Source organism: Streptomyces sp. NBC_01750 (genome assembly GCF_035918095.1).
Classification (GTDB): Bacteria; Actinomycetota; Actinomycetes; order Streptomycetales; family Streptomycetaceae; genus Streptomyces.
Genome location: NZ_CP109137.1, coordinates 781,878 through 805,455, shown reverse-complemented (window position 1 = coordinate 805,455; position 23,578 = coordinate 781,878). Strand labels below are relative to the sequence as shown.

Genomic DNA, 23,578 nt, shown 5'->3' with positions numbered 1-23,578 from the left:
CCGGCTCCATGAGGCCGGAGCGGTGACGGGCGCCTGGGCCCGGACGCTGCTCGTCCCCCTGTTACGGAGAGTCGGGCGAGCCAACCCGCGGGCGCCGTTCTGTACGCCATGCATAACTCACAGCGTACCTTTTGCACTGTTTCTGTGCTCTTCGGCGGTTGGCCCGCTTCGCCTATTCGGTCTGGTTGATCACTGGGGTGCCGCCGATGCCGAAGGCCAGCCGCCAGCCCAGGTCGGCGGCGAAGAGGCTGGTGTCGAGGAAGGCCAGAGCGGCCAGGCTGCCGATCGCCGCGCCGGCCCAGTAACTGCCGTTGATGGCCAGGTCGACCTGGCCCCGGTTACGGGCGGGAATCAGCTCGTCGATGGCCGAGTTGATCGCTGCGTACTCCCCGCCGATACCCATGCCGGTGAGGAGCCGGAAGAGGAAGAAGTACCAGGGCTCCTGGGCGAACGCGGTCGCTACCGTCGCCAGGATGTAGACGCCCAGCGTGACCATGAAGAGTTTCTTCCGCCCGAACCGGTCCGTGAGGCGACCGAAGAGCAGAGCGCCGATACATGCCCCCGCCACGTAGATGGCGGCGGCGGATCCGATGTCAGCCGTGGTGAGGGAAATTCCGCTGCCCGGCTCCGTCATGCGGGAGGCGACGGCTCCCACAATGGTGACTTCCAGCCCGTCGAGGATCCTGACGGTGCCCAGGCCGATCACGATTCTCCAGTGGAAGCGGGACCAGGGCAGCCGGTCGAGACGGGCCGGGAGACGCGTGGTGACGGTGCGCGGCTCCGAGGTGGTGGTCATGCTCTCAACCCCCACGTGTGGTCGCGGTCATGGGGCGGCCGGACACGCCGGAATGCCTCGCTCCGAATAGGCTGGTGAGCCATGCTGCGCTGCCGCCTTCTCGGCCATCGCTTTCGCTTCTCCAGCGACGGCGACACCATGCACTGGCAGTGCGTACGCGGCTGCGGCGCGGGAGGAACCAAGAGTTATCCGTCCGCGGAGGACGCACAGCGCTACGCTCGCGCCTTCGATCATGAGGACAGTGAGGATCTCGGCCGCCGCGCTCCGCTGGTGGGGCTCTTCCCGCTGCGGCTGTACCGGGCTCTGCGCATGCGCCGCCACAAGCGAGCTTCGGGGCCGACGCGCTGACGCGTCGTGCTCGTCGTGCGTCGCGATGGCGTCCTCGGCAGCCTTCAGGCTTTCCACCAGGCGGTTTTCACCGAGAACGGCGCGTCGACGGCGATCCCGGGCGGGCCGGTCCGGGGGCACGCCCTCACCTCACATCCCCATAGAGCCGCAGCGAGAGGCGGCTGCAGTGAGATGACGGCCTTGTCATACTTTAGTCATTTCGAGGAGTCCGGTACCCGCTGAGAGTTGGGTTCTCGGTCGCGCGGATCTCTCCGAGGGAGCCACGCACCGTCCCGGGTACGGGCGCTGTGGCCGTTCCCGGGACTTCCCGCTGGGCGCAGGAGGTCCCGGACGTGCCCGCTCCGGCGCCGTGCCCTGCGCCCGCGGGTGGAGTGCCGGACGCATCTTGGCTCTGCCAGGGGCAGGCGCCGGGGTCGCCCGCTTGCGACGCTGTGCACAGCGCTGCCTGAGACAGGGGCGGCCGGCATCCTGACGGCCATGCTCCCCGCGCCTTCGTGGGCGCCCGGGTGCGGATGCGGGCCGGCCCCGGTCCGGCAGCGTGTGGCACGGCAGCCTCGCCGACCATTGGCCGGTTGCGTGATCGACGACCGCTCTTCCGGTCCGGCTCGCGAGCTGTGAGGTGGCCGGCGAGCTGTGCCGTGGCCGGAGCCCGGCCGAGAAGTACAGGCGGGGAGAGGTCGAGCGACCCCGCGGTCCGCAGGCCGGCGCCGCCAGGAGCCACCGCCGGACGCCCGTCGGGCCGACCCCTCGGAAGGCCTTCACAAGGCCGCGACCCAGTAGCCCCCGTGCCCGCAGGCGGACCGCTGGAGGGAATTTCGACCCAGCAGGATCAGGCACCGAGGGCCCCTCAGGAGACAGGCTGGACGGAACAGTACCTGCGAACCCTCACAGGCGCCGACGCTTTCGTGCACCGACACCGAAGGAGAGGCCGATGGCTGATCAGCCTCGCCGGACAGTTGCTTCCTATGGGACGTACGCCGAAGCGGAACGCGCCGTCGATCACCTGTCCGACCAGGGATTCCCCGTGGAGCGGACGGCGATCGTCGGGCAGGACGTGCGCTTGGTGGAGCAGGTCGTCGGCCGGATGGACTACGGCAGGGCGGCACTGCACGGCGCCGCCGCCGGCGCGCTCCCGGGTGCGCTCATCGGGTGGATCTTCGGCCTTCTCAACTGGCTCGACCCGGTGGTCGCCGGGTTGCTGCTCGCTCTCTACGGGCTGATCTTCGGAGCGATCGTGGGCGCCCTGCTGGGGCTGCTGCTGTACGCCCTACAGGGCGGACGCCGTGATTTCGCTTCGATCAGCACGATGCAGCCCACCCGGTACGACATCGAGGTGGACACGGAGGTGGCCGAGGAGGCCGAGCAGCTCATCGCCGGCCTGCGGCGTGTGACGGGCGCCCCCGACAAAGGGGCCATCACCTGACAGAACCGTTGCCGCCCGGCATCGGCAGATGCCGACGGCAGCCAGGGCAAGGAGTTCTCCATGGGCAAGGCAGTCGGAATCGACCTCGGCACCACCAACTCGGTGATCGCCGCATGGGAGGGCGGTGAACCCACGGTCATACCGAATGCCGAGGGGACCCGCACGACCCCCTCCGTCGTCGCCTTCACCGACAGCGGGGAACGCCTGGTGGGGCAAATGGCCCGCCGCCAGGCCATCCTCAACCCCAAGGGCACCATCTACTCGGCCAAGCGGTTCATCGGCCGGCACTACGACGAGATCTCCGACGAGGCCAAGGCTGTCTCGTTCGACGTGGTCGAGGGCGAGGGCGGTGTCGCGCGGTTCAAGGTGGGCGACAAGCTGTACTCGCCGGAGGAGATCAGCGCACAGATCCTGCGCAAGCTCGCCGACGACGCGGGCAAGCAGCTCGGCGAGCGCGTGACGGAAGCGGTCATCACCGTGCCCGCGTACTTCAACGACGCCCAGCGCACCGCGACCAAGGACGCCGGGCGTATCGCCGGGCTCGAAGTACTCAGGATCATCAACGAGCCCACCGCGGCGGCGCTGGCCTACGGGATGGACAAGAAGGGGCACGAGACCGTGCTCGTATTCGACCTCGGCGGCGGCACCTTCGACGTGAGCATCCTGGACGTCGGTGACGGCGTGGTCGAGGTGCGCTCCACCGCGGGCGACAGCCACCTCGGCGGTGACGATTTCGACCGCCGGCTCGTCGACCATCTGGCCGACAACTTCAAGCAGGAGAACAGTATCGACCTGCGCAATGACCCACAGGCGCTGCAGCGGCTCTTCGAGGCCGCGGAGAAGGCCAAGGTCGAACTGAGCTCGGTGACGCAGACGCAGGTCAGTCTGCCGTTCATCACCGCTGACGCCTCCGGGCCCAAGCATCTGACCATGTCGGTCATGCGGTCCACGTTCGAACAGATCACCGCCGATCTCGTCGAACGGACCATGGACCCGGTGAAGCAGGCGATGGGCGACGCCAAGATCAGCGAGAACGATATCGACGAGGTCATCCTCGTCGGCGGTTCCACCCGGATCCCCGCCGTGCAGAACCTCGTCCGCAAGCTCACCGGCGGCAAGGACCCCAATATGAGCGTCAACCCCGACGAGGTCGTGGCCATGGGCGCCGGGATCCAGGCCGGGGTGCTCAAGGGCGAGGTCAAGGACGTCCTGCTGCTCGACGTCACGCCGCTGTCGCTGGGCGTGGAGACCCGGGGCGGTCTGATGACGAAGATCATCGAGCGCAATACGACCATTCCCGTCCGCCGCAGCGAGACCTTCACCACCGCAGAGGACAATCAGCCCGCCGTCGATGTCGTCGTCCTCCAGGGCGAGCGTGAGCGTGCCGCGGACAACCGCGTCCTCGGTCGCTTCCAGCTGACCGACATCCGCCCCGCCCCCCGTGGCGAACCGCAGGTCGAGGTCATCTTCGACATCGACGCCAACGGCATTCTCAATGTCACCGCACGCGACAAGGACACCGGCAAGGAGCAGGGCATCACCATCTCCGAGGGCTCGAACCTCGACCCCGCCGAGGTCGAGCGGATGGTCGCGGAGGCCGAGCGCAACCGTGGTGAGGACCAGGCACTGCGTGAGGCGGTGGACGCCCGCAACGAGCTGGACGCCGTCGCGTACCAGGTCGAGCGTCGGCTGGACGAACTCGGCGAAGCCGCGCCGTCGCACGAGCGCTCCCGTGCCGAGATGCTGATCACCGAAGCCCGCCAGCTGGTCAAGGACGAAGCGGGACCCGACAAGGTCCGGCCGCTCACGTCCGAGCTCCAGCAGATTTACGCCGGGCTGGCCGCGGCCCAGCGGGGCGGAACCTCGGCCGACGGACCCGTCGCGGGGGAGGCCGGGCCCACGAGCGCGGGCGGCTCCGACGACGAGGATGTCGTCGACGCCGAGTTCGACAAGAGCTGAGGCGGTCCCGTGACCACCCACCCCCAGCACCCCGAGCCGGAAGGCGCCGACGCCCCGCCGCAGCAGGAACAGCAGGAACTGCAGGAATTGCAGGAGGCTACGGCGGAGGCGGCGTCCACCAGGCCTGAGCCCCGGCCCACGGACGACCACGCGACGGCCCTGGACGAGCTCCAGGACCGCTGGCGGCGTGCCCTCGCCGACATCGAGAATCTGCGCAAGCGCCACGCCAAGGAGCTCGACCGGGAGCGGGCCTCGGAGCGGGCCAGTACCGCCGCCGCACTGCTGCCCATCCTGGACGGCCTCGAACTGGCCCTGTCCCACGCCGACTCCGATCCCGGAGCCATCGTGGAGGGCGTCAAGGCCGTCCACGACCAGGCCGTGGCCATCCTCGGGCGGCTGGGGTACGAGCGGCATGCCGAGACGGGTGTGCCCTTCGACCCCTCCCGGCACGAGGTGGTCGGCGTGGTGGACGACCCGGACGTCGAGCCCGGGACCGTCGCGAAGGTCATGCGCCCCGGATACGGGGAGGCGGAACGCCAGTTGCGGCCTGTCGCGGTTACCGTGGGCAAACGGCGGGAGTGAACGTCCATGGCACGGGACTACTACGAGGTGTTGGGAGTGTCGCGGGGCGCGAGCCAGGACGAGATCCAGCAGGCCTTCCGCACACTGGCCCGTAAGTACCACCCCGATGTGAACAAGGACCCCGGGGCCGAGGAGCGCTTCAAGGACCTCAACGAGGCGTACTCCGTGCTCTCCGACCCCGAGACCCGTGCCCGCTACGACCGCTTCGGCGAGGACTTCCGGCAGATCCCCGAGGACTACGACGAACGGGTGGCCGCCGGCGCGGGCGCCGGATTCGGCGGCTGGGGAGGTGCGGCCGGCGGAGAAGGCGGACCCCGCGTCCGGTACGTCAGGGGCGGCGACGCCGGAGGCGGCATCGACTTCGAGGACCTGTTCGGCGGTCTCTTCGGAGCCGGCGGTGCCCGCGGCCCCGTACCCGGCGCCGACCAGGAGGCCGAACTCCCCCTCACCGTCGAGGACGCCTATCGCGGGGGCAAGCGCAGCATCACCCTCGCCGGTCCCGGGGGACAGCGCACCTTCGACGTCAACGTCCCCCGCGGTGTCGTCGACGGGCAGCGCATCCGTCTGTCGGGGCAGGGCGGCCATGGCAGCGGCGACGCCCCGCGCGGCGACCTGTATCTGCGCGTACGGATCCAGCCCCACCCGCAGTTCCGGCTCGAGGGCCGGGACGTCAACGTCCAGCTTCCCGTCGCCCCTTGGGAGGCCGCGCTCGGCGCCACGGTCCCCGTCCCCACCCCCGGCGGCACCGCGAAGGTCACCGTCCCCGCGGGCTCCTCCAGCGGCCGCCGCCTCCGGCTGCGCGGTGAGGGCATGCCGAACCCGCGCGGCGCGAACGGCGACCTGTACGCGGAGCTCCGCATCATGGTGCCGCCCAAGCTCACCGACCGCGAGCGGGAGCTGTTCGAGGAGCTCGCCGCCACCTCCTCCTTCGACCCGAGGAAGCAACGATGAGCACCCATCATCCGACCTCCGCAGCGGCCCGGAACACGACGGTCGTCCGTTACGCCATGGTGCCCGTCCCGGCGCTCGGCCTGGACGGCGTCGCACGCCGCTCGCGCCTCCACCCCGATCTGATCCGCCGGTTCGTCGCGCTCGGCCTGGTCGACGCCCATCGCGACGCCGCGGGGCAGTTGGTGTTCCCGCCGTCCGCACCGGCGACCCTCGCCCGTATCCAGCGGCTCCGTACCGGACTCAACCTCAACTATGCATCCATCGGCCTGGTGCTCGACCTGCTCGAGCGCATCAGCCTGCTCGAAGCCGCGCTGCGGCGCAGCGGCACGAGGAGTGATCAACTTCCATGGATATGAACCGCCTCACCCAGAAGTCGCAGGAAGCCCTCCAGGAGGCCCAGACCGTGGCCGTCCGCATGGGCCAGACCGAGGTCGACGGAGAGCATCTGCTGCTGGCCCTCATCGACCAGGAGGAGGGGCTGGTACCGCGGCTGTTCGAACAGACGGGTGCCGACACCGGCGCGCTGCGCACTGCACTCGAGGCCGAGCTGGCCCGTAAGCCGAAGGTCACCGGTCCCGGGGCCTCTCCCGGGCAGGTGTTCGTCACTCAGCGTCTGGCGCAGCTGCTGGACACGGCCGAGAAGGAGGCGAAGCGGCTCAAGGACGAGTACGTGTCGGTGGAGCACCTGGTGCTCGCCCTGGCCGAGGAGGGGTCGTCCACGGCCGCGGGGCGGGTGCTGAAGGAGCACGGCGTCACCAAGGAGGCGTTCCTGAACGCGCTCACCCAGGTCCGGGGCAACCAGCGGGTCACCTCGGCCAACCCCGAGGTGGCCTACGAGGCCCTGGAGAAGTACGGCCGCGATCTGGTCGCCGAGGCCCGCGACGGCAAGCTGGACCCGGTCATCGGCCGGGATGCCGAGATCCGCCGTGTCACTCAGATCCTCAGCCGCAAGTCGAAGAACAACCCGGTGCTCATCGGCGATCCCGGCGTCGGCAAGACCGCCATCGTCGAGGGTCTCGCCCAGCGCATCGTGCGTGGCGACGTACCCGAAGGACTGCGTGACCGGACGGTGTTCGCCCTCGACATGGGCTCCCTGGTCGCCGGTGCCAAGTACCGCGGTGAGTTCGAGGAACGCCTCAAGGCCGTGCTCAGCGAGGTCAAGGCCGCCCAGGGACGCATCCTGCTCTTCGTCGACGAGCTGCACACCGTCGTCGGCGCGGGCGCCGCCGAAGGGGCCATGGACGCGGGCAACATGCTCAAGCCGATGCTCGCCCGCGGCGAGCTGCACATGATCGGCGCGACCACCCTCGACGAGTACCGCAAGCACATCGAGAAGGACGCCGCCCTCGAACGCCGCTTCCAGCAGGTGCTGGTCGACGAGCCGAGCGTGGAGGACACCATCTCCATCCTGCGCGGACTGCGCGAGCGTCTGGAGGTCTTCCACGGCGTGAAGATCCAGGACACCGCGCTGGTCTCCGCGGCCACCCTCAGCCACCGCTACATCACCGACCGGTTCCTGCCCGACAAGGCCATCGACCTCGTCGACGAAGCCTGCGCCCGGCTGCGTACCGAGATCGACTCCATGCCCGCCGAACTCGACGAGATCACCCGCCGCGTCACCCGCCTGGAGATCGAGGAAGCCGCCCTGTCCAAGGAGACCGACCCCGCCAGCAAAGCCCGCCTGGAGGAACTGCGCAAGGAACTGGCCGACCTGCGCGGCGAGGCCGACGCCAAACACGCCCAGTGGGACGCCGAACGCCAGGCCATCCGCCGCGTCCAGGAACTGCGCCAGGAACTGGAGCAGGTCCGCCACGAGGCGGAGCAGGCCGAACGCGCCTACGACCTCAATCGCGCCGCCGAACTCCGCTACGGCCGCCTCCAGGACCTGGAGCGCCGACTCGCCGCAGAGGAGGAGCAACTGGCCGCCAAACAAGGGCAGAACCGGCTGCTGCGCGAGGTCGTCACCGAGGAGGAGATCGCCGAGATCGTCGCCGCATGGACCGGCATCCCCGTCTCCCGCCTCCAGGAGGGCGAACGCGAAAAACTCCTGCGCCTCGACGAGATCCTGCGCGAGCGCGTCATCGGCCAGGACGAGGCCGTCAAGCTCGTCGCCGACGCCATCATCCGCGCCCGCTCCGGCATCCGCGACCCTCGCCGCCCCATCGGCTCGTTCATCTTCCTCGGCCCCACCGGCGTCGGGAAGACCGAGCTGGCCAAGACCCTCGCCCGGGCCCTGTTCGACTCCGAGGAGAACATGGTCCGCCTCGACATGAGCGAGTACCAGGAGCGGCACACCGTCAGCCGGCTCATGGGCGCACCGCCCGGATACGTCGGCTACGAGGAAGGCGGCCAGCTCACCGAGGCCGTACGCCGCAAGCCGTACTCCGTTGTGCTGTTCGACGAGGTCGAGAAGGCGCACACCGATGTCTTCAACACCCTGCTGCAGATCCTCGATGACGGCCGCATCACCGATGCTCAGGGCCGCACCGTCGACTTCCGCAACACCGTGATCATCATGACGTCCAACATCGGCTCCGAGCACCTCCTCGACGGCGCCACCGCCGAAGGGGAGATCAAGCCGGACGCCCGCGCCCGGGTGATGGGCGAACTGCGCGGGCACTTCCGCCCCGAGTTCCTCAACCGGGTGGACGACATCGTGCTGTTCAGGCCCCTCGGCGAGGCCCAGATCGAGCGGATCGTGGAGCTCCAGTTCAATGAGTTGCGCGAGCGGCTCGCGGATCGCCGCATCACGGTCGAACTCACCGACGCGGCCCGTCAGCACATCGCCAAGCAGGGTTTCGACCCCGTCTACGGAGCCCGGCCACTGCGCCGCTACATCTCCCACGAGATCGAGACCATGGTCGGCCGGATGCTGCTGCGCGGCGAGGTCGAGGACGGCTCGACGATCCGTGTGGACGACCAGCACGGCGAGCTGGTGGTCACCTACGACCAGCCCCAGCAGCAGACCCAGGTCGGAAAGGCCGCGTGAGAAGGATGGAGAGCAGGATCGTCGCCTGCGAGAAGTGCCGGCGAAAGAACCGTGTGCCCGCGGCGGGGGAGGGCCAGCCCAAGTGCGGCAACTGCGGCGCGCCGCTGCCCTGGATCGTGGACGCGGGCGACGACAACTTCGCCGAGATCGCGGAGAAGGCCACACCGTACGTACTCATCGACTTCTGGGCCACCTGGTGCGCCCCCTGCCGGATGGTCAGCCCGGCACTCGAACAGGTCGCCAAGGACCTCGCAGGCACGATCAAGCTCGTCAAGGTCGACATCGATCAGAACCCCCATCTTTCGCAGCGGTTCCAGATCCAGGCCGTCCCCACCCTGCTGATCATGGACAAGGGGGTTGTGGCCGACCGGAAGACCGGCGCCGCACCCGCCCCCACGCTGCGCTCCTGGGTCGAAGAGGCCACAGCCGGCCGCAGCATCGCGAATGGAGGATGACCATGGCAACCCATGCCGACCCGCATCTGGCCATGGTGCGCCCGGTCACCCCTCGTACCCCCGAGGGCTGCGAGGAATGTCTGCGCATCGGCTCCCCTTGGGTGCATCTGCGGGTCTGCCTCACCTGCGGCCATGTCGGCTGCTGCGACTCCTCGCCCCTCAGGCACGCCCGCGCCCACGCCGGAACTGTGGCCCACCCCATCGTGGCCTCCATGGAACCGGGAGAGGACTGGCGGTGGTGCTTCGTCCATGAGGCGCTGGTCTGATGACGGATCACGACACCGCCCCGGAACCCGAGGCCGTACCCTTCGAGACCCCCGATCGCCACGGGGCCTTCCCCCGGCTGACGCCCGAACAGATCGAATTCCTCGCCCGGCACGGGGAGCGGCGCCCCGTCGAGGCCGGTGAGGTCCTGTTCCAAGAGGGCCGGCCTTGCGGGGAGTTCCTGGTCATCCTCAGTGGCTCCGTCGTCATCCTGGACTCCTACGGCACTCCCGACGAGCACATCATCAGGGTGCACGGGCCCGGCCGCTTCCTCGGCGAACTCGGACTCCTGCAGGGGCAGGCGGCCTTCTCCACCGCACGGGTACGTGACTCCGGAGAGGTGCTGTCCATCCCGGTCGACCGGCTCCGGCGGCTCGTGGCCGAAGATCCCGTCATCGGCGATGTCATTCTCCGCGCCTATCTGGCCCGCCGGAGCCTGCTCGTCGGCCAGGGCGCGGGCTTCCGCATCCTCGGATCGCGCTACTCGCCCGACACCCGCAGGCTCCGGGAGTTCGCCGCCCGCAACCGGCTCCCGCACCGCTGGGTCGACCTGGAGACCGACCGGGAGGCCGAGGCGCTGCTGCGTCGCTTCGGCATCACCCCGGAGGAAACGCCGATCGTGATCTGGCGTGAGGAGCAGATGCTGCGCAATCCCAGCAACGCCGAACTCGCCCGGCTCATCGGCCTGCCCACCCCCGCGTTCGACGAGAGTGTCGGAGACCTGCTCATCATCGGCTCGGGGCCCGCGGGGCTGGCGTCCGCCGTCTACGGGGCGTCGGAGGGGCTGGACACCACCGTCGTCGACGCGATCGCCACCGGCGGCCAGGCGGGCACGTCCTCCCGGATCGAGAACTACCTGGGGTTCCCCTCGGGGATCTCCGGAGCCGAACTCGCCGACCGCGCCGTGATCCAGGCGCACAAGTTCGGCGCACGGATCACCGTCCCGGCGGACGCGACCGCGCTGGAGAGCCACGACGGCCACTACCGGGTCACCTTCGCCGACGGCAGCCAGGCCGCCGGGCACAGCGTCATCCTCGCCACTGGTGCCCGCTACCGCAGGCTCCCCGTCCCGGGGATCGAACGCCTGGAAGGAACCGGCGTCTACTACGCGGCGACCGTCTACGAGGCCCTGGAGTGCCGTATGGACCCGGTTGCCGTCGTGGGGGGCGGCAACTCGGCCGGCCAGGCCGTCCTCTTCCTCGCGGACTACTCGCCCCGCGTGTATCTGGTCGTCCGGGGCGACGACCTCGGGGCGAACATGTCGCGATACCTGGTCGACCAGGTCGAACGCCACGCGCGCGTCCAGGTGTTGCGCAACACCGAGGTCCGTGAGGTCATCGGCAAGGAGACGCTCGATGGGCTCGTGGTGGAGGACAACCGTACGGCGGAACGCCGTTCGCTGGACGCCCGCGCCCTCTTCCTCTTCATCGGGGCACAGCCCTGCACGGCCTGGCTCATGGGCGGGCCGGCCCTGGACAGCCGGGGTTTCGTCCTCACCGGCCGCGAGGCGGAGGCGTGCGCGGTCCCGGGGGTGTGGGAATCCCGTGGCCGGGGCTGCCTGCCTCTGGAGACCAGCCTGCCAGGGGTGTTCGCGGCGGGCGACGTCCGCAGCGGATCGGTGAAACGGGTCGCCTCGGCCGTCGGCGAGGGAGCGATGGCCATCCACCTGGCCCACCATTACTTCGGGAGGCCCGGCGGCGCGGCCGGAACGAGCTGACCCGGGGCCCGCCGTGAGGCCGGTGGCCCGTCCCCGTGAGGCCGGTGTCCGTCCGGTCATTGACGGCTCGCCGTGACGGGCCGGCAATGCGGAGCGATCGACGCGGGGGGCATAGATTACGTGTGTGTCAGAGTTCGCCCGCACCTTCGAAAAACGCGTCCAAAATCTTCTGAAGAACGCTGAGGACGGCATTCACCTGATCGTCGCGGCGCTTCTCGTGCTGCTTTCGATCCTGCTCACGATCGGGGTGGTGGGCGATGTCGTACAAGCGATCCAGGGCCCGTACCGCGAGGAAGTGGTGGTGCTGTCCGCGTTGGACAACAGCTTGATCCTGTTCATTGTGGCCGAACTTCTGCACACCGTGCGGCTCACCATCAGAAACCGCACGCTGGACGCCGAGCCGTTCCTCGTGGTCGGTATGATCGCGGGGGTTCGAAAGGTGCTCATTGTCACCGCCGAGGCAGACAAGTCGTTCCAGTGGAATGTGCAGGGTGTTGAGCTTCTGATCCTGATCGGGCTGATTCTCGTCATGGCGCTGGCCATTTACATCTGGCGCCGTTCCGGCGGCACCGCACCGACAGGTCAAGATCGCAGCGGCTGAACAATAGCTCCACCACTGCGGCACATCGGCACGGGGCGCTTTTGACACGGCGGTACCGCGCTGCCAAGCGCTACGCCGGCGCCTTCGACCGCGAGGACAGCGAGGACCTGGGCCGTCGCGCCCCGCTCATCGGACTGTTCCCGCTGAGGCTGCTGAGAGCGCTGCGCAAGCGCCGGGCGGAATCCGGGACGAGAAGCGCGAGCTGAGTCTCACCCCGGCAGCACAGATCGACGGGGTCCTTTCGTCACCACATGGGCATATTGCGCCGTGCCCCATCGGCGAGGCTGGTGTGGAGAGGGAGCGCCGCATCCGGCGCAGTTCCGATCGTGGAGGTTCGAGTCATGCCTGTGATGTCCGTGTCCCGGTTCGAGAGGTTCTTCCGCATGGCGGCTGGACTCGATGTCGACAAGAACGATCTCAAGCGCTATGGCGAGTTCGTCGACGCCAAGCTCTACGATCTCCTGCTCGTCGCCCAGGCGACCGCCAAGGCGAACGGCCGGGACGTCGTACAGAAGCACGATCTGCCGATCACCAAGGGATTGCAGGAAAGCATCCACGGCTTCAGGAAGCTCGACCACGAGATCGAGCTGAAGCCGATCCTCGATCAGCTCGCCACGCATCCCCTCCTGGACCGCGCGCCCGACGAGGAGACGGAGGCGGCGTACCCGGAGATCATCGGCGGGCTGAGCCTGGCCCTCGCCCAGACGTTCAAGATTCTCCACCCGGATCTGAAGAATCCGCAGACCCGCCACTGGAACGAGGTCCGGGCCGTCTTCGACCAGCTCCTCTGATTCGACCAGCTCCTCTGACGTCTCCGAAGGAACCGCGGACCACGGTCCCTAGGGCAGCAACGGGGCCATGGACGAGGGCACACGGGCCCTGAGGTCTTTTCGATTGGCGAGGTGTTCGTCGATCGTCTCTCTCGGCCGTCAGCCGGAGGCGGGCACCTCGCGCACCACGTCGGTGGGCTTCTTGTCGAATCGGAGGCCGAGGAAGCGGGGGTGCCGCAGCCTGCCGTCTCGGGTCCACTCGGTGAAGCCGATCTGGGCGACCAGCTCCGGACGCACCCAGTGCGCGCCGCGTTCCCGTATCTCGGGCCCCGCCTCGAACGGGGAACGCGACTGCCGCAGAGCCTCCAGGCGGCGGCGCAGATCGAGCAGGGTGGCCCGGTCGAAGCCGGTACCGACCTTGCCTGCGTAGCGCAGGCGCCCGCCGTCGTAGTAGCCCAGCAGCAGCGCGCCGAAGCCGGCCCGGCTGCCGGTTGGCTCGGTGAAGCCGCCGATGACGAACTCCTGCCCGGCGGCGCACTTGAGCTTGAGCCAGTCGGACGACCGTCTGGCGACGTAGACCGAGTCGGCGCGCTTGGCGATCAGCCCCTCCCAGCCGCGGGCGCACGCCTGGTCCAGTAGCTCCTGCCCGCCATGGTTGCGGTGCGGCGTGAAGCGCAGCAGTCCGCGGAACTCGAAGGCGCTGCGCAGCAGCTGCTTCCGGGTGCGCAGCGGCAGCCGGGTGGTGTCGCAGCCGTCCAGCCGGAGCAGGTCGAACAGGAAGTAGACGACGGGGACCCCGCTGGCCAGGGCCGTGCGCGGGTCGGTGAGCTGCATCCTTCGTTGCAGGAGGGAGAAGTCGGTGCGGCCGTCACGGAGTGCGACGATCTCGCCGTCCACGGTGAAGTCGGAGCACTCCTGCTCCGCCAGGGCGGCGGCGAGCTCGGGGTAGGTGGCATTGAGGGGCAGGCCATTGCGGGAGAGGAGCTGAACGCGGTCATGGCCGCGCAGTCCGAGGGCACGTTCGCCGTCCAGTTTGCGTTCGAAGAGCCAGCCACCGTCGAAGGTCCGCCGGTCGCTGAGCACGGCCAGCATCGGCCGGTCCACCGCGTGCCCGTCCGGTGGCGGGCAGCGCAGGCGGTCTCGTTGTTCCACGGGCAGCCGGTCCAGCAGTCCGGCACTCATGGCCGCCTCCTCCCGGGTCCGGATGCCCGCCTCGGAGAGTCAACCCTCGGGATCGCCCTCCGCTGCCTGGAACGTCCTGGTCCAGTTGGCGCCGCACCGGCAGCGGACTGCTCGATCAGATCGCCGTCCTGGGACACGGCCAGGCCGTGGTTGAAGCGGACGTGAACATGCTGACTCATGGCCGGCCGACTTCCGCTTGATATTCGGGCAGGAGCTGCTGACGGTCCTGCCCGTCCATCATGCAATGGTTCCGGGGCGGCGGTCGCCGTGGCCGCAGGAGGCGGCGACGTTGTGCGCGGCGGTCCTGCCCTGACGGACGGCGTGCTGAGCCGTCATCGGCGTGAGTTCTCCGGGGCGGGCGGGCGGGGTCGACGGGACGAAACGCCCTCTCAGTCTTCGGATCTCAGGTACGGGGCGGATGCGAAGAGGTTGAGGCCCAGCGCGCCGGACAGGTAGTGGGTCGCCCGTTGTCCGCGGACGCTGTTGCCGGCCGGGTCCAGACCGGGGGAGAACGCGGCCAGCCCGCCCTTGCCGGGAGCGACGGTCAGGATGCCGCCGGACACCCCGCTCTTGCCCGGCATGCCGATCTCGTAGAGCCAGTCGCCGCTGCGCTCATACAAGCCGGAGGTGGCCAGCGCGGCCAGAGTGTCGCGGCATACCGCGGCGTCGACGACCTGGTCGCCGGTGAGGGGATTGACCCCGCCGTCGGCGAGGGTGGCCCCCATGATGGCCAGGTCGCGGGTGGTCACCGAGAGGGAGCACTGCTTGGTGTAGACGTCCGTGGTCTCGATCGGATCCCAGCCGAGGCGCTCGTAACTGTCGAGCAGCCGGGCGATCGACTCGTTGCGCTGGTTGGAGGCAGCCTCCGACTCGTACACCCGCATGTCCAGGTCGAGTTCACGGCCGGCGAACCGGGACAGTCCGTGCTGGATGAAGTCCCAACGCTCGGCGGCGTCCGCTCCCGGGACCAGGCTCGTGGTGGCGAGTGCGCCGGCATTGACCATCGGATTCATCGGGCTGCCGTGATTGAGTTCGATGGCCAGGATGGAGTTGAACGGCAGGCCGGTGTTGTTGACCCCCACCCGCCGCCGGACCGTGTCGTGCCCGAGGGCCTGGTCCACCAGGGCGAACACGAACGCCTTCGAGATGGACTGGATGGAGAACGGATGGCCGGCGTCACCGGCCTGGCGAACGCTTCCATGCACGTCGGCGACGCTGAGCCCGAACAGGCGCGGATCGGCCTCGGCCAGAGCGGGAATGTAGTCCGCCACGCGTCCCGAGGTGTCGCCCCGAAACCGTGCGTAGGCCGCGGACAGCGCGTCATCCACCGCTTCCGCACTGGGCAGGCTGCCGGTGGAGACAGCAGCCGCCTCATGGACGGGCCCGGCCGCGTCGCCAGGATCGTGGATTACGCCGCCCATGAACTGTGGCTTCCTCTCACGGATCACCCGCAGGTCTGCCCCTACATGAGAGAGCATTTGATACATAGTGCAGCAAATGACCTGCTTGCGCGGGACGGGGCGGTGGCACCGCGCCATCGACTGAGCGTCCGGCCACGCTGCGCAGTCGCGCCTCCCGCAGTCACGAGAACCTTCGCGGTGTGGCCGTCGCGGAAGGGGGTTCCAGGACCAGTCGGGCCTCTGCTCCAGGGCCTTGAGCTGGTCATCCGGCAAGTCGCGGCCGTGCACGAGCAGGTCTTCCCACCGGCTGCGGAGGTTACTCGCCCAAACCGTCGCCTCGCCGCTCGGCATTTGAGTGGACGATGTTCCAGGCCGTGCGGGACCTCGGGGAATTGCGTCGGATGCAACGGCGACCTCGTGGTCACCTGCGGCCAACCGGATCAGGTGGCGGTCGCACGGGCTGCGTGACGCAGCAGACCGTGAACTCCGGCGAGGGTCAGGCTCCGGTGCCGGGGCAGATGCGTTACCTCCGGCACCGGAGCCCCGGTCGTGGTCAGACTGGGATACGGATCTTCAGCCGCTGCTTCGGATGCCGCGTATCGGTCCGCTGCGGCTGATCCGGCTTCTTCGCCGGCCGAAGTCGGCGCATCATGACGAACGGCAGAGCGGCGAGCAGGCCGAGTGCCGCGGCGTAGAGGCCGTATGGCCACGGCCAGTTCAGCGCGAACAGCCGGTCGAGCGACACGCCGCCGGGGCCGGTGAACGCCACTCCGAGCGCCGTGACCGCGTAGAGCAGCGGGGTCTCGTAGCCGCCGTTCTGCACCCACAGGCCGTTACGCAGGTGCACGGCGGCCGCAGCGATCATCGTGCCGATGATGATGGCGGCGGCGAGCGGGGTCAGCAGGCCGAGCGTCAGCAGCAGGCCACCGGTCAGCTCGGCGAGGCCGGCCAAAAAGGCCAAGCGACGTCCCGGCCGGTAGCCGATGCTGTCGAAGAAGGCGCCCGTGCCGGCGAGCCCGTGCCCGCCGAACCACCCGAAGAGCTTCTGGGTGGCGTGCCCGATGAGCAGCAGTCCGACGACGACACGAATGAGCAAGAGTCCGACAGTCATCATCTCCTCCTTCACACGTCCGGTGATCCCCTGATGTGCGGGGGCGCACGTCACGCAGGTCGGGCCTGTCAGGTCCTCAACCCTGATCCGGTTCGGACACACGCGGCTCTGGCGTCGGCGTCGGGCGCTGCTCCACGGAGCCAACTGTGCTCACTGGCGCGGAGCTTCCTCGCAGGGGCCGCAGGATCACATCCGTGATCAGGTCATCCAATGTGGTCCGGATCCTTCCGGGCCTCTTCACGCCCTGCCCCCGCCTCTCGAAGGCGTCCCCCCACTGCTCGAAAATCCGCCCGCACCTCAACCGGGCTTGCCCGCACCTCTTGAGGGCCGACGACACTACGGACAGGAACATCGCCATCACCCCTCTCGGAGAGGAATGTCCATCTCATGGACGAGGAAATGTACAGCTGCAAGACCCATGGGGCTGATCCGCCCCGTGGGCGGTGGTAGGCCGGCCACCACCTCACTGGTCGTCGCCCGGCACCAGCACACCTGGCGTGCGGGCTGAACGAACAGTTTCCGCAGTTCGGAGGCGACTGGCGGCAGGCGGTCAGGCCGCAAGCTGGGCCCGGCCGAACAGCAGGGCGTATCCGGGCGGGAGCAGGTGGATGATGCGGTCCGTGAGCTCGTCACCGGCAGCGTCCGCCACCACACTCAGGACCGAGCTGACGTCCCAGAGGGCAGTCGCGGGAGTGGCTCCATCGATCCGGGCCGCCACACTGTCGACGAACTGCGCACCGGTCAGCGGTTCGACGGCGGGTATCTGCTCGACAACGACCGTGGCGGCCTCGGCAGGCAGCCGCTTGACCAGATCAGCCCTCTCGGGACCGGCCAGGTGCCCGCCGAGTGTGGAGAGCACGATCCTTGTGATCCGCTCGGCCTCCTTGGTGGTGGGGTACTCCCCGCGCTCGCGCACTTCCTCCACGAGTTCACTCCACCGCATCTCTGGTCTCCTTCCTTTCTGTCTCCTGCCGAGCTCCAGGCCAAAAGCGCCGACCAGGATGTCGGGCGGTGCGAGTACGAAATGGGCCGCAGCTGCAGGCTCCCGGCAGTGCGAAGCGGGGGCTCCTGCCGGGAGCCGGGTTCAGCCCGTTTCAGGCGTCAATCTGCTTTGGAGACTCGCCGCCCGAGATCTGGATCTTCCGCGGCTTGGCCTGCTCGGCCACCGGGATGCGGAGCGTAAGGACCCCGGCGTCGTACGCGGCGTCGATCCGCTCGGTGTCGAGACTGTCGCCGAGGAACAACTGGCGGCTGCATGTCCCCGTCGGGCGCTCAGCCGCGATCAACTCCGCACCATCCGGTGCCGGCGAGCGGCGCTCAGCGCGGACGGTGAGGACGTTCCGGTCGACGTCGACGTCGACGGTCTCCGGGTCGACACCCGGGATGTCGAAGTGGACCACGAAGTCGTCACCCGCGCGGTATGCCTCCATCGGCATGACGGTGGGGCAGGACCTCGTGCCAAACGCCTGCTGGGTGAGTCGATCCAGTTCACGGAACGGGTCGGTGTGCATGAGCATCACTGGTCACTCCTTCCGAACGACGGATCCGGTCGATGCCCGTACAGCCACTTATGTAGCCCAAAGAAGAAAACTTGACAAGCCTGGACCTATACGTATCCGAAAGCCCAGCTCAGGAGCGGATTACGGTGTCGCCGCCGTGGATGCCGCGGCGGCGGCACCGGTCGCTGCGCGGCGCCGGCATCCGTATCGAGGGCTGCTGAGCAAGGTGTCGCAGACCGTGCCGGGAACTCATGTCTGACGGCAACGGAAGATTCCGAAGGAAAGTTGTGGGCGGGTGGCCGCCGTGCTGGTTCTATGCCCGGGGACCGGCTCCCACGATGACCTGTCCACTCGTGGGGCTGGCCGCCTGCCTGGGCACGCAGGAGACGGCGATGAAGGCCTCGGTGCGAATCGAGGAGTGGAGGAATAAATGATCAAAAGGGCGGAAATGTAATAACAGAAGGCCTCGATCAAGGGGTCTTTCGAGTGGCAACTTCACGTGCGTGACACGAGCAGATGCTTTTCGGAAGGAGATGATCGAATATGTCGCTTACTGTCCGTCGTGAGGCACTGCCTGCGCTGTGGGATTCCTTCCGCGAGTTCGAGGACCACTTTGACCGTCTCGGACAGCTGTGGCGGTCAGCTGTTCCCGGCGGCGGTGGGCTCGCCGACGCCTGGGTGCCGTCGGCCGACGAGGAAGAGACAGAGGACGCCTACCAGGTCGAACTCGAACTCCCTGGCGTCAGCAAGGACCAGATCACGGTGGATGTCACCGATTCCCGGCTGGCAGTCCACGGCGAGGTGGAGGAGAAGGAACGCTCCGGCGTGCTGCACCGGCAGACCCGCCGTTTCGGCCGGTTCGACTTCCGGTGGGCCCTGCCCGCCGACGCCGACGCCGACCACGTCACCGCCGAACTCGCCGACGGGGTCCTGACCGTACGCGTGCCCAAGACCGAGAAGTCCAGGCCGCGGCGCGTCGAGATCACCGGCTGACAAGCCTCTCCGGGCGGCTGGTCGCTTCACGGCCCCGGCGCGACAGCTTGGGGGCCCTCCTCGGCCCATGGGGCCAGCCTCGCCGGCGAAGGCGGCTTCACCGGCCGACGCGGGAGGCCCCTCCTCGGCCGGCTGTCCGGTAGCGGTGCCACTGCGATGCGTGGCGGCCGCCACGCCATCTGGACGGGGCCGCTGACCAGCGGCGACCTAGACAACGACAACGCTGGCCCAGTCGTCGGGCAGTGTGGTGGATGCGGTGATCGCGTGGGACGTTCCGGTGTTCCCGGTGTGGCCACCCCGCCGATGCTGGTGGACTCGGCGCGGGCTGGGATCGACGCCGAGCATTGTGCCGTGCTCTTCCCCGTGGGCGAGGTAGCAGTCCCCGCCGGTGGCGCTGACCAGCAGCGGCGGAAGGTGGCCGGCGCTGGTCCAGCGCAGCCGCCACAACGTCGCCGAGTGCTGCTCAAGCGTGGCCACGATCAGGGTGGCCATCGTGTCGCCGTCCAGGCCTGTGCCAGGTCGAGCTTGCGGACGATCTGGAGCAGACTGGTGGAGGACTGGACGGCACCACGGCGCAGGCCGTGCGCCCGCATTAGCTGCTCCCCGACGCGGCCCGTGTCCGCCGCAGGCTCGGCCGCCCCACCCAGGTGATCAGGCAGCAGGCCGACTACCTCAAGGTGCGGACGTTTTGATGGTGGTGACCCGGCGCGGCAGGGGTGATCGTATGGCAGGCGCGAGCGTGTCGGCCGGAGCCGGTGAACGGCTGCTGGAGGCGCTGGTCAGGACCGCCCAGCAGGCGTCACCTGCGGAACTGCCGACGGTCCTGGAGCGATATGCCGAGGCCATGGGTATGGGCCGTGCCATCGTCTACCTGGCCGATCTCCAGCAGAGAGTGCTGCTGCCGCTGGTCGAAGGCGAGCCGGACCTGGAGGTCGACGCTTCCCTGGCCGGATGGGCCTACCGGACAAACTCCCTGCGCGTGGAGGAAGACACGTCCGGCGGGCTGACCCTGTGGCTGCCGCTGGTCGACGGAGCGGAGCGGCTGGGAGTCCTGGAACTCCGCATGGAGACACTGGACGGGGTCAAACTCTGGCGCTGCCGGACGATAGCGTCGCTCCTCGCCTTGATCATCACTTCCAAGCGCACCTACAGCGACACCTTCGCGCAACGCATGCGGACCCGACCGATGCAACTGCCCACGGAGATGCTCAGGGCTTTTCTCCCCCCGCGCTCGATCGGTACCGGCCGGGTAGTGTCGACCGCGGTCCTGGAACCTGCGTACGAGCTGGGCGGCGACGCCTTCGACCATTCATTCACCGAGGACTTTCTGCACGCCACGATCCTCGATGCCATGGGCCACGACCTGGCGTCGGGCCTTGCCACCTCCGTGGCCATGGCGGGCTGCCGCAACGCCCGGCGCACGGGCGCGGACCTGGCCAAACTCGTCGCCACCGTCGACCAGGCGCTGGCGAAGTGGCTTCCGGACCAGTTCTGCACCGGCATCTTCGCCCAGCTGCACATGCCGACCGGCGTGCTGCAATGGTCCAACTGCGGTCACCCGGCGCCATTGCTCATCCGCGGCCAGCGCCTGCTTGACAAGGCCCTGGAGCGGGCTTCCGAACCTCCGCTGGGCCTGCCCGCCAGCCTGGCCGGCGGACCCCGGCAGGTGCACGAGACAAGCCTCGAACCCGGCGACCGGATACTGCTCTACACGGACGGCGTCGTGGAGTCGCGCGACGAGGGCGGGGAGCAATTCGGCCTGGAGCGTTTCACCGACTACATCATTCGGTCGACCGCCGCCGGGCAGAACGCGCCGGAAGTGCTCCGCCTGCTCATCCACGCGATCCTCGGTCATCGGCACAACGAACTCAGCGACGACGCCACGATTCTGATGATCGAATGGCGGCCGCCCGGCCAGTGAGCCGTCGCGGCCAAGGCACCTGGAAGCCCGGCAGGCAGGCGATTTCGCGTGCATGACACGAGCAGTGCTCTTGCTTGGCTCAGCGCGCCGTCTTGGACCACTTCTCGTCCGGTGCGCCGTTGCAGGTCCACTGGATCAGCTGGGATCCCTTGGTCGCGTTGGAGCCGAGTCCGAGGCACTTGCCGGAGTAGACGTTGCGCAGTGCATGCGTGCCCGAGTCGTACCACCACTTCTGGTCGACCGCGCCGTTGCACGTGTACTGAACCATGCCTGCCCCGTTGGCGAGGCTCGACGCGGGGCCCATGCACTTGCCTGAGTACGCGTTCTGCAGGGCGTAGGCGCGTTTGCCGTTGGAGTCGGTGGTGGCCTCGAACACCCACCGTTCGTCCTGGGCGTTGGCGCATCCCCACTGGATGACCTTCGAACTGTTGGTGACCTTGTTGCCCGCACCGGCGCAGAGGGCGCTGTAGTCGTTGCTGAGGTAGACGGCGCTGGGGTTGGTCGTCGGAGGGGCCGACGAATGTGGGTTCCCACCGCCACCACCGCTGCTCGGCGTCGTCGCGGAGCCCGCCTCGCTGTCCTTGCCGTCGTCGTCCTCGTCCGTCCGCTGAGAGGGCGCGTCGGACGGCTTCCCGCGAGCGCCTCCGGAGGGCGAGGCGCTCGGGGTGTCCACGCCGGTGTCGCCCTCGGTCGGCTGACCGCTGCCCGCCGGGGAACTGCCCCCAGGCGGCTCCGTCCGTGCCTCGATACTGCTCGTACCGCCGTACTTGTCTACCAAGGCGTACGTGACGCCGCCCCCGGCGAGCACGACCGCGACGGCCGTTGCGATGACCGTACGGCTGCGGCGCCGCGCACGGCCTGCCGCGGAGTGGCTGGCGCCGGGAGCGTGGCCTGGGGTCGGCGCGCCGGACTGCGGAAGCGTGGGCGGCAGGCCGGCCGGTGGGTAGCCGGTGTGACCAGGCTGCGGCGAAGCCTGGTGGGACGGCGCGGGACCGAACCCGGGAGGCGGCGTGGGGATGGCGGCCTGCGTCGGCGTACGTGTGGGTGTCCGTGGCGCGAGGTTCGCCGCGCTGCCCGCGGCCACTCGCTCCAGCATCTCGCGCGCTTGGTCGGCAGTCGGTCGGCCTTCCGGCTCCTTCGCCATGAGTGCCTGCAGCACCGCCGTGAGCGGTCCTGCCCGCCGCGGCTCCGGCAGCGGCTCGGTGACGATCGCCGCCAACGTGGACCACGCGGACGTGCGGCGGAACGGCGAAGTGCCCTCCACGGCCGCGTACAGCGTCATGCCGAGCGACCAGATGTCCGACGCGGGACCGGGCTCCCTGCCCTGCGCGCGCTCCGGCGGCAGATAGTCGAGGGAGCCGACGATCTGACCGCTTTGGGTCAGCTTGGTCATGGCGTCGTCGTCGGAGGCTTCCATGCTGGCGATGCCGAAATCGGTGAGCACGACGCGGCCACCGCGCTCCAGCAGCACATTTCCCGGCTTGACGTCCCGATGCAGTACGCCGACCCGGTGCGCGGCGTCGAGCGCGTCCATCAACTTGGCGCCGATCGCCGCGGCCTCGCGCGGCTCCAGCGTTCCGCGCTCCGTCAGCACGTCGTCGAGCGAGGGGCCGTCGACAAGTTCCATGACGATGACCGGCAGACCCTGCTCCTCGGTCACGTCATGCACGGTGACCACGCCGCTGTGCCGTATTCGGGCGGCGGCCTGCGCCTCCCGCTGCATCCGGCTCCGCAGATCGGCCAGTTCGGATGCGGAGGCGTCCGTGTAGGCCCGCAGGATCTTGACAGCGACCTCTCGGTTCAGCAGTTCGTCCACCGCCCGGCCGACCACTCCCATGCCGCCGCGCCCGACCATCGCGGTCACCCGGTACCGCCCCCCGAGTACCTTCCCGATCAGCTCGCCGCCGTTCGCTTCCCCCGCCGTCACCGCAGTCCCCGTTCCCGTAACTGTTCGTCAATTCACGACCTGGCGGGCACAAGCGTAGAGGTAGGAGTTGGGGTAGGCGCGGCGGCCGGGGTCCCTTTGCGGGCTCCGGCCGCTGGTGTGGGGGCCGCACTGCGACGGCCGGGCCGCGGTCCTGTGCCACCTGCCGCGCTGGAGTCGGCGGCGAGTCCGGTGAGAGTCAGGGTGAGGACGGTCGTGGTGGGGTCGGGGACGCCGAGGCGCCGGACGACAGCGTTCTGCACCCCCATGCCCATCGCGAGGAGCACGATGAGCACGTACTGGACACCCGAAGTCACCTTGTCGTCAGTGGCCGCAGCCACGACCACCGTCACGGCCACCAACAGCACTTATGCCCCGAGGGCGAGGGTGAGCAGCCGACCGCGATGCGTGCCCAGCCGGGCGTGCAGCCGGCCTCCGGCGAACGCACCACCGAGGAAGGCGCCGAGGGCGGTGACGGAGGCGGGCGCCGAGAGCCCCTGGGCACCGGCCAGTGCGAACCCGAGGAATGCGACGTTGCCGGTCATGTTGGCGACGAAAACGTGGCCGAGTCCCAGATAGCTCACCGCATCGACCAGGCCTTGTCACCACCGTGAGTGTCAGCATCAGCGGCGGGCCCTACTCCCCTCACGGCTGCGTTCACTGTGGCCAGGATGCGAACCACCGGCCGTAGTT

At 69.0% G+C, this 23,578-nt stretch carries 22 protein-coding genes and 2 pseudogenes; 15 read left to right on the top strand and 9 right to left on the bottom strand.

Translation table 11 applies throughout. From position 1 onward, the window contains the following. Positions 1-202 precede the first annotated feature (202 nt). Positions 203-796: pseudogene (locus OG966_RS03585) on the bottom strand (MFS transporter); the annotation flags it as partial. Positions 797-877: 81 nt separating this feature from the next. On the opposite strand from OG966_RS03585, the gene OG966_RS03580 reads away from it, so the two are divergent. The 13 genes from OG966_RS03580 (at position 878) to OG966_RS03520 (ending at position 12,876) form a co-directional block, all read left to right on the top strand. Continuing rightward, positions 878-1,144: a hypothetical protein gene (locus OG966_RS03580; protein WP_326647874.1), complete on the top strand. Its 267-nt coding sequence runs from the start codon at positions 878-880 to the stop codon at positions 1,142-1,144. Between the two features lie 931 nt (positions 1,145-2,075). Further along, a complete protein-coding gene (locus OG966_RS03575) occupies positions 2,076-2,567 on the top strand; it encodes a general stress protein (protein ID WP_326647873.1) in 492 nt (163 codons plus the stop codon). A 60-nt stretch (positions 2,568-2,627) separates the two neighbouring features. Then, positions 2,628-4,526, top strand: a complete 1,899-nt coding sequence (gene dnaK, locus OG966_RS03570) for a molecular chaperone DnaK (RefSeq protein WP_326647872.1) — start codon at positions 2,628-2,630, stop codon at positions 4,524-4,526. Positions 4,527-4,535: 9 nt separating this feature from the next. After that, positions 4,536-5,108: a nucleotide exchange factor GrpE gene (locus tag OG966_RS03565; protein ID WP_326647871.1), complete on the top strand. Its 573-nt coding sequence runs from the start codon at positions 4,536-4,538 to the stop codon at positions 5,106-5,108. 6 nt (positions 5,109-5,114) lie between these two features. Beyond that, the gene (locus tag OG966_RS03560) at positions 5,115-6,059 is read left to right on the top strand and encodes a J domain-containing protein (protein WP_326647870.1); all 945 of its coding nucleotides are present in this window, start codon (positions 5,115-5,117) and stop codon (positions 6,057-6,059) included. After that, the gene (locus OG966_RS03555) at positions 6,056-6,415 is read left to right on the top strand and encodes a chaperone modulator CbpM (protein WP_326647869.1); all 360 of its coding nucleotides are present in this window, start codon (positions 6,056-6,058) and stop codon (positions 6,413-6,415) included. Before OG966_RS03560 ends, OG966_RS03555 begins: the two co-directional genes overlap by 4 nt. Then, positions 6,406-9,048 (top strand): ATP-dependent chaperone ClpB, encoded by a 2,643-nt coding sequence (gene clpB / locus OG966_RS03550; protein ID WP_326647868.1) that lies wholly within the window; start codon positions 6,406-6,408, stop codon positions 9,046-9,048. Before OG966_RS03555 ends, clpB begins: the two co-directional genes overlap by 10 nt. A 5-nt stretch (positions 9,049-9,053) precedes the next feature. Next, complete coding sequence (gene trxA, locus OG966_RS03545; protein WP_326647867.1) at positions 9,054-9,503, top strand: thioredoxin; 450 nt, start codon at positions 9,054-9,056, stop codon at positions 9,501-9,503. A gap of 2 nt (positions 9,504-9,505) precedes the next feature. After that, complete coding sequence (locus tag OG966_RS03540; RefSeq protein WP_326647866.1) at positions 9,506-9,769, top strand: UBP-type zinc finger domain-containing protein; 264 nt, start codon at positions 9,506-9,508, stop codon at positions 9,767-9,769. After that, the gene (locus OG966_RS03535; RefSeq protein WP_326647865.1) at positions 9,769-11,484 is read left to right on the top strand and encodes an FAD-dependent oxidoreductase; all 1,716 of its coding nucleotides are present in this window, start codon (positions 9,769-9,771) and stop codon (positions 11,482-11,484) included. The genes OG966_RS03540 and OG966_RS03535 overlap by 1 nt, the downstream gene beginning before the upstream one ends. Positions 11,485-11,608: 124 nt before the next feature. Next, positions 11,609-12,085 carry a phosphate-starvation-inducible PsiE family protein gene (locus OG966_RS03530; protein ID WP_326647864.1) on the top strand — a complete coding sequence of 159 codons (477 nt, stop codon included), beginning with the start codon at positions 11,609-11,611 and terminating at the stop codon, positions 12,083-12,085. Between the two features lie 41 nt (positions 12,086-12,126). After that, positions 12,127-12,291, top strand: coding sequence for a hypothetical protein (locus OG966_RS03525; RefSeq protein WP_326647863.1), 165 nt, complete (start codon positions 12,127-12,129; stop codon positions 12,289-12,291). A 135-nt stretch (positions 12,292-12,426) separates the two neighbouring features. Beyond that, positions 12,427-12,876 carry a DUF1931 family protein gene (locus tag OG966_RS03520; RefSeq protein WP_326647862.1) on the top strand — a complete coding sequence of 150 codons (450 nt, stop codon included), beginning with the start codon at positions 12,427-12,429 and terminating at the stop codon, positions 12,874-12,876. Between the two features lie 138 nt (positions 12,877-13,014). Here the strand turns inward: OG966_RS03520 and ligD are convergent, their stop codons facing one another. The 5 genes from ligD to OG966_RS03495 all read right to left on the bottom strand — a co-directional run bounded on the left by ligD (position 13,015) and on the right by OG966_RS03495 (position 18,065). Further along, positions 13,015-14,037 (bottom strand): non-homologous end-joining DNA ligase, encoded by a 1,023-nt coding sequence (gene ligD, locus OG966_RS03515; RefSeq protein WP_326647861.1) that lies wholly within the window; start codon positions 14,035-14,037, stop codon positions 13,015-13,017. Positions 14,038-14,426: 389 nt separating this feature from the next. Continuing rightward, the gene (glsA, locus tag OG966_RS03510) at positions 14,427-15,515 is read right to left on the bottom strand and encodes a glutaminase A (protein ID WP_326647860.1); all 1,089 of its coding nucleotides are present in this window, start codon (positions 15,513-15,515) and stop codon (positions 14,427-14,429) included. Between the two features lie 475 nt (positions 15,516-15,990). Then, entirely contained in the window at positions 15,991-16,548 is a 558-nt protein-coding gene (locus OG966_RS03505; protein ID WP_326647859.1) for a DoxX family protein, read from the bottom strand. Between the two features lie 550 nt (positions 16,549-17,098). Further along, positions 17,099-17,491 carry a DUF2267 domain-containing protein gene (locus OG966_RS03500; protein WP_326647858.1) on the bottom strand — a complete coding sequence of 131 codons (393 nt, stop codon included), beginning with the start codon at positions 17,489-17,491 and terminating at the stop codon, positions 17,099-17,101. Between the two features lie 151 nt (positions 17,492-17,642). Then, positions 17,643-18,065 carry an Hsp20/alpha crystallin family protein gene (locus OG966_RS03495; protein ID WP_326647857.1) on the bottom strand — a complete coding sequence of 141 codons (423 nt, stop codon included), beginning with the start codon at positions 18,063-18,065 and terminating at the stop codon, positions 17,643-17,645. Between the two features lie 525 nt (positions 18,066-18,590). On the opposite strand from OG966_RS03495, the gene OG966_RS03490 reads away from it, so the two are divergent. Next, positions 18,591-19,040, top strand: a complete 450-nt coding sequence (locus OG966_RS03490; protein ID WP_326647856.1) for an Hsp20/alpha crystallin family protein — start codon at positions 18,591-18,593, stop codon at positions 19,038-19,040. Between the two features lie 207 nt (positions 19,041-19,247). On the opposite strand, the gene OG966_RS03485 is transcribed toward OG966_RS03490, so the two are convergent. Next, positions 19,248-19,532, bottom strand: a complete 285-nt coding sequence (locus OG966_RS03485; RefSeq protein ID WP_326647855.1) for a hypothetical protein — start codon at positions 19,530-19,532, stop codon at positions 19,248-19,250. Positions 19,533-19,764: 232 nt separating this feature from the next. Here OG966_RS03485 and OG966_RS03480 point away from each other — a divergent pair, with 232 nt between their 5' ends. Further along, complete coding sequence (locus OG966_RS03480; RefSeq protein WP_326647854.1) at positions 19,765-20,961, top strand: PP2C family protein-serine/threonine phosphatase; 1,197 nt, start codon at positions 19,765-19,767, stop codon at positions 20,959-20,961. Positions 20,962-21,040: 79 nt separating this feature from the next. On the opposite strand, the gene OG966_RS03475 is transcribed toward OG966_RS03480, so the two are convergent. Then, positions 21,041-22,888 carry a serine/threonine protein kinase gene (locus OG966_RS03475; RefSeq protein WP_326647853.1) on the bottom strand — a complete coding sequence of 616 codons (1,848 nt, stop codon included), beginning with the start codon at positions 22,886-22,888 and terminating at the stop codon, positions 21,041-21,043. Positions 22,889-23,019: 131 nt separating this feature from the next. After that, positions 23,020-23,518, bottom strand: a pseudogene (locus tag OG966_RS03470) (YoaK family protein); the annotation flags it as partial. Positions 23,519-23,578: the final 60 nt, after the last annotated feature.

Excerpts from the sequence above, each read along its gene's own strand:
- OG966_RS03580 (WP_326647874.1), top strand. The coding sequence starts at position 878 with ATGCTGCGCTGCCGCCTTCTCGGCCATCGCTTTCGCTTCTCCAGCGAC.
- OG966_RS03575 (WP_326647873.1), top strand. The coding sequence starts at position 2,076 with ATGGCTGATCAGCCTCGCCGGACAGTTGCTTCCTATGGGACGTACGCC.
- dnaK (WP_326647872.1), top strand. The coding sequence starts at position 2,628 with ATGGGCAAGGCAGTCGGAATCGACCTCGGCACCACCAACTCGGTGATC.
- OG966_RS03560 (WP_326647870.1), top strand. The coding sequence starts at position 5,115 with ATGGCACGGGACTACTACGAGGTGTTGGGAGTGTCGCGGGGCGCGAGC.
- OG966_RS03555 (WP_326647869.1), top strand. The coding sequence starts at position 6,056 with ATGAGCACCCATCATCCGACCTCCGCAGCGGCCCGGAACACGACGGTC.
- clpB (WP_326647868.1), top strand. The coding sequence starts at position 6,406 with ATGGATATGAACCGCCTCACCCAGAAGTCGCAGGAAGCCCTCCAGGAG.
- trxA (WP_326647867.1), top strand. The coding sequence starts at position 9,054 with ATGGAGAGCAGGATCGTCGCCTGCGAGAAGTGCCGGCGAAAGAACCGT.
- OG966_RS03540 (WP_326647866.1), top strand. The coding sequence starts at position 9,506 with ATGGCAACCCATGCCGACCCGCATCTGGCCATGGTGCGCCCGGTCACC.
- OG966_RS03535 (WP_326647865.1), top strand. The coding sequence starts at position 9,769 with ATGACGGATCACGACACCGCCCCGGAACCCGAGGCCGTACCCTTCGAG.
- OG966_RS03520 (WP_326647862.1), top strand. The coding sequence starts at position 12,427 with ATGCCTGTGATGTCCGTGTCCCGGTTCGAGAGGTTCTTCCGCATGGCG.
- ligD (WP_326647861.1), bottom strand. The coding sequence starts at position 14,037 with ATGAGTGCCGGACTGCTGGACCGGCTGCCCGTGGAACAACGAGACCGC.
- glsA (WP_326647860.1), bottom strand. The coding sequence starts at position 15,515 with ATGCTCTCTCATGTAGGGGCAGACCTGCGGGTGATCCGTGAGAGGAAG.
- OG966_RS03505 (WP_326647859.1), bottom strand. The coding sequence starts at position 16,548 with ATGACTGTCGGACTCTTGCTCATTCGTGTCGTCGTCGGACTGCTGCTC.
- OG966_RS03500 (WP_326647858.1), bottom strand. The coding sequence starts at position 17,491 with ATGCGGTGGAGTGAACTCGTGGAGGAAGTGCGCGAGCGCGGGGAGTAC.
- OG966_RS03495 (WP_326647857.1), bottom strand. The coding sequence starts at position 18,065 with ATGCTCATGCACACCGACCCGTTCCGTGAACTGGATCGACTCACCCAG.
- OG966_RS03490 (WP_326647856.1), top strand. The coding sequence starts at position 18,591 with ATGTCGCTTACTGTCCGTCGTGAGGCACTGCCTGCGCTGTGGGATTCC.
- OG966_RS03485 (WP_326647855.1), bottom strand. The coding sequence starts at position 19,532 with ATGGCCACCCTGATCGTGGCCACGCTTGAGCAGCACTCGGCGACGTTG.
- OG966_RS03480 (WP_326647854.1), top strand. The coding sequence starts at position 19,765 with ATGGCAGGCGCGAGCGTGTCGGCCGGAGCCGGTGAACGGCTGCTGGAG.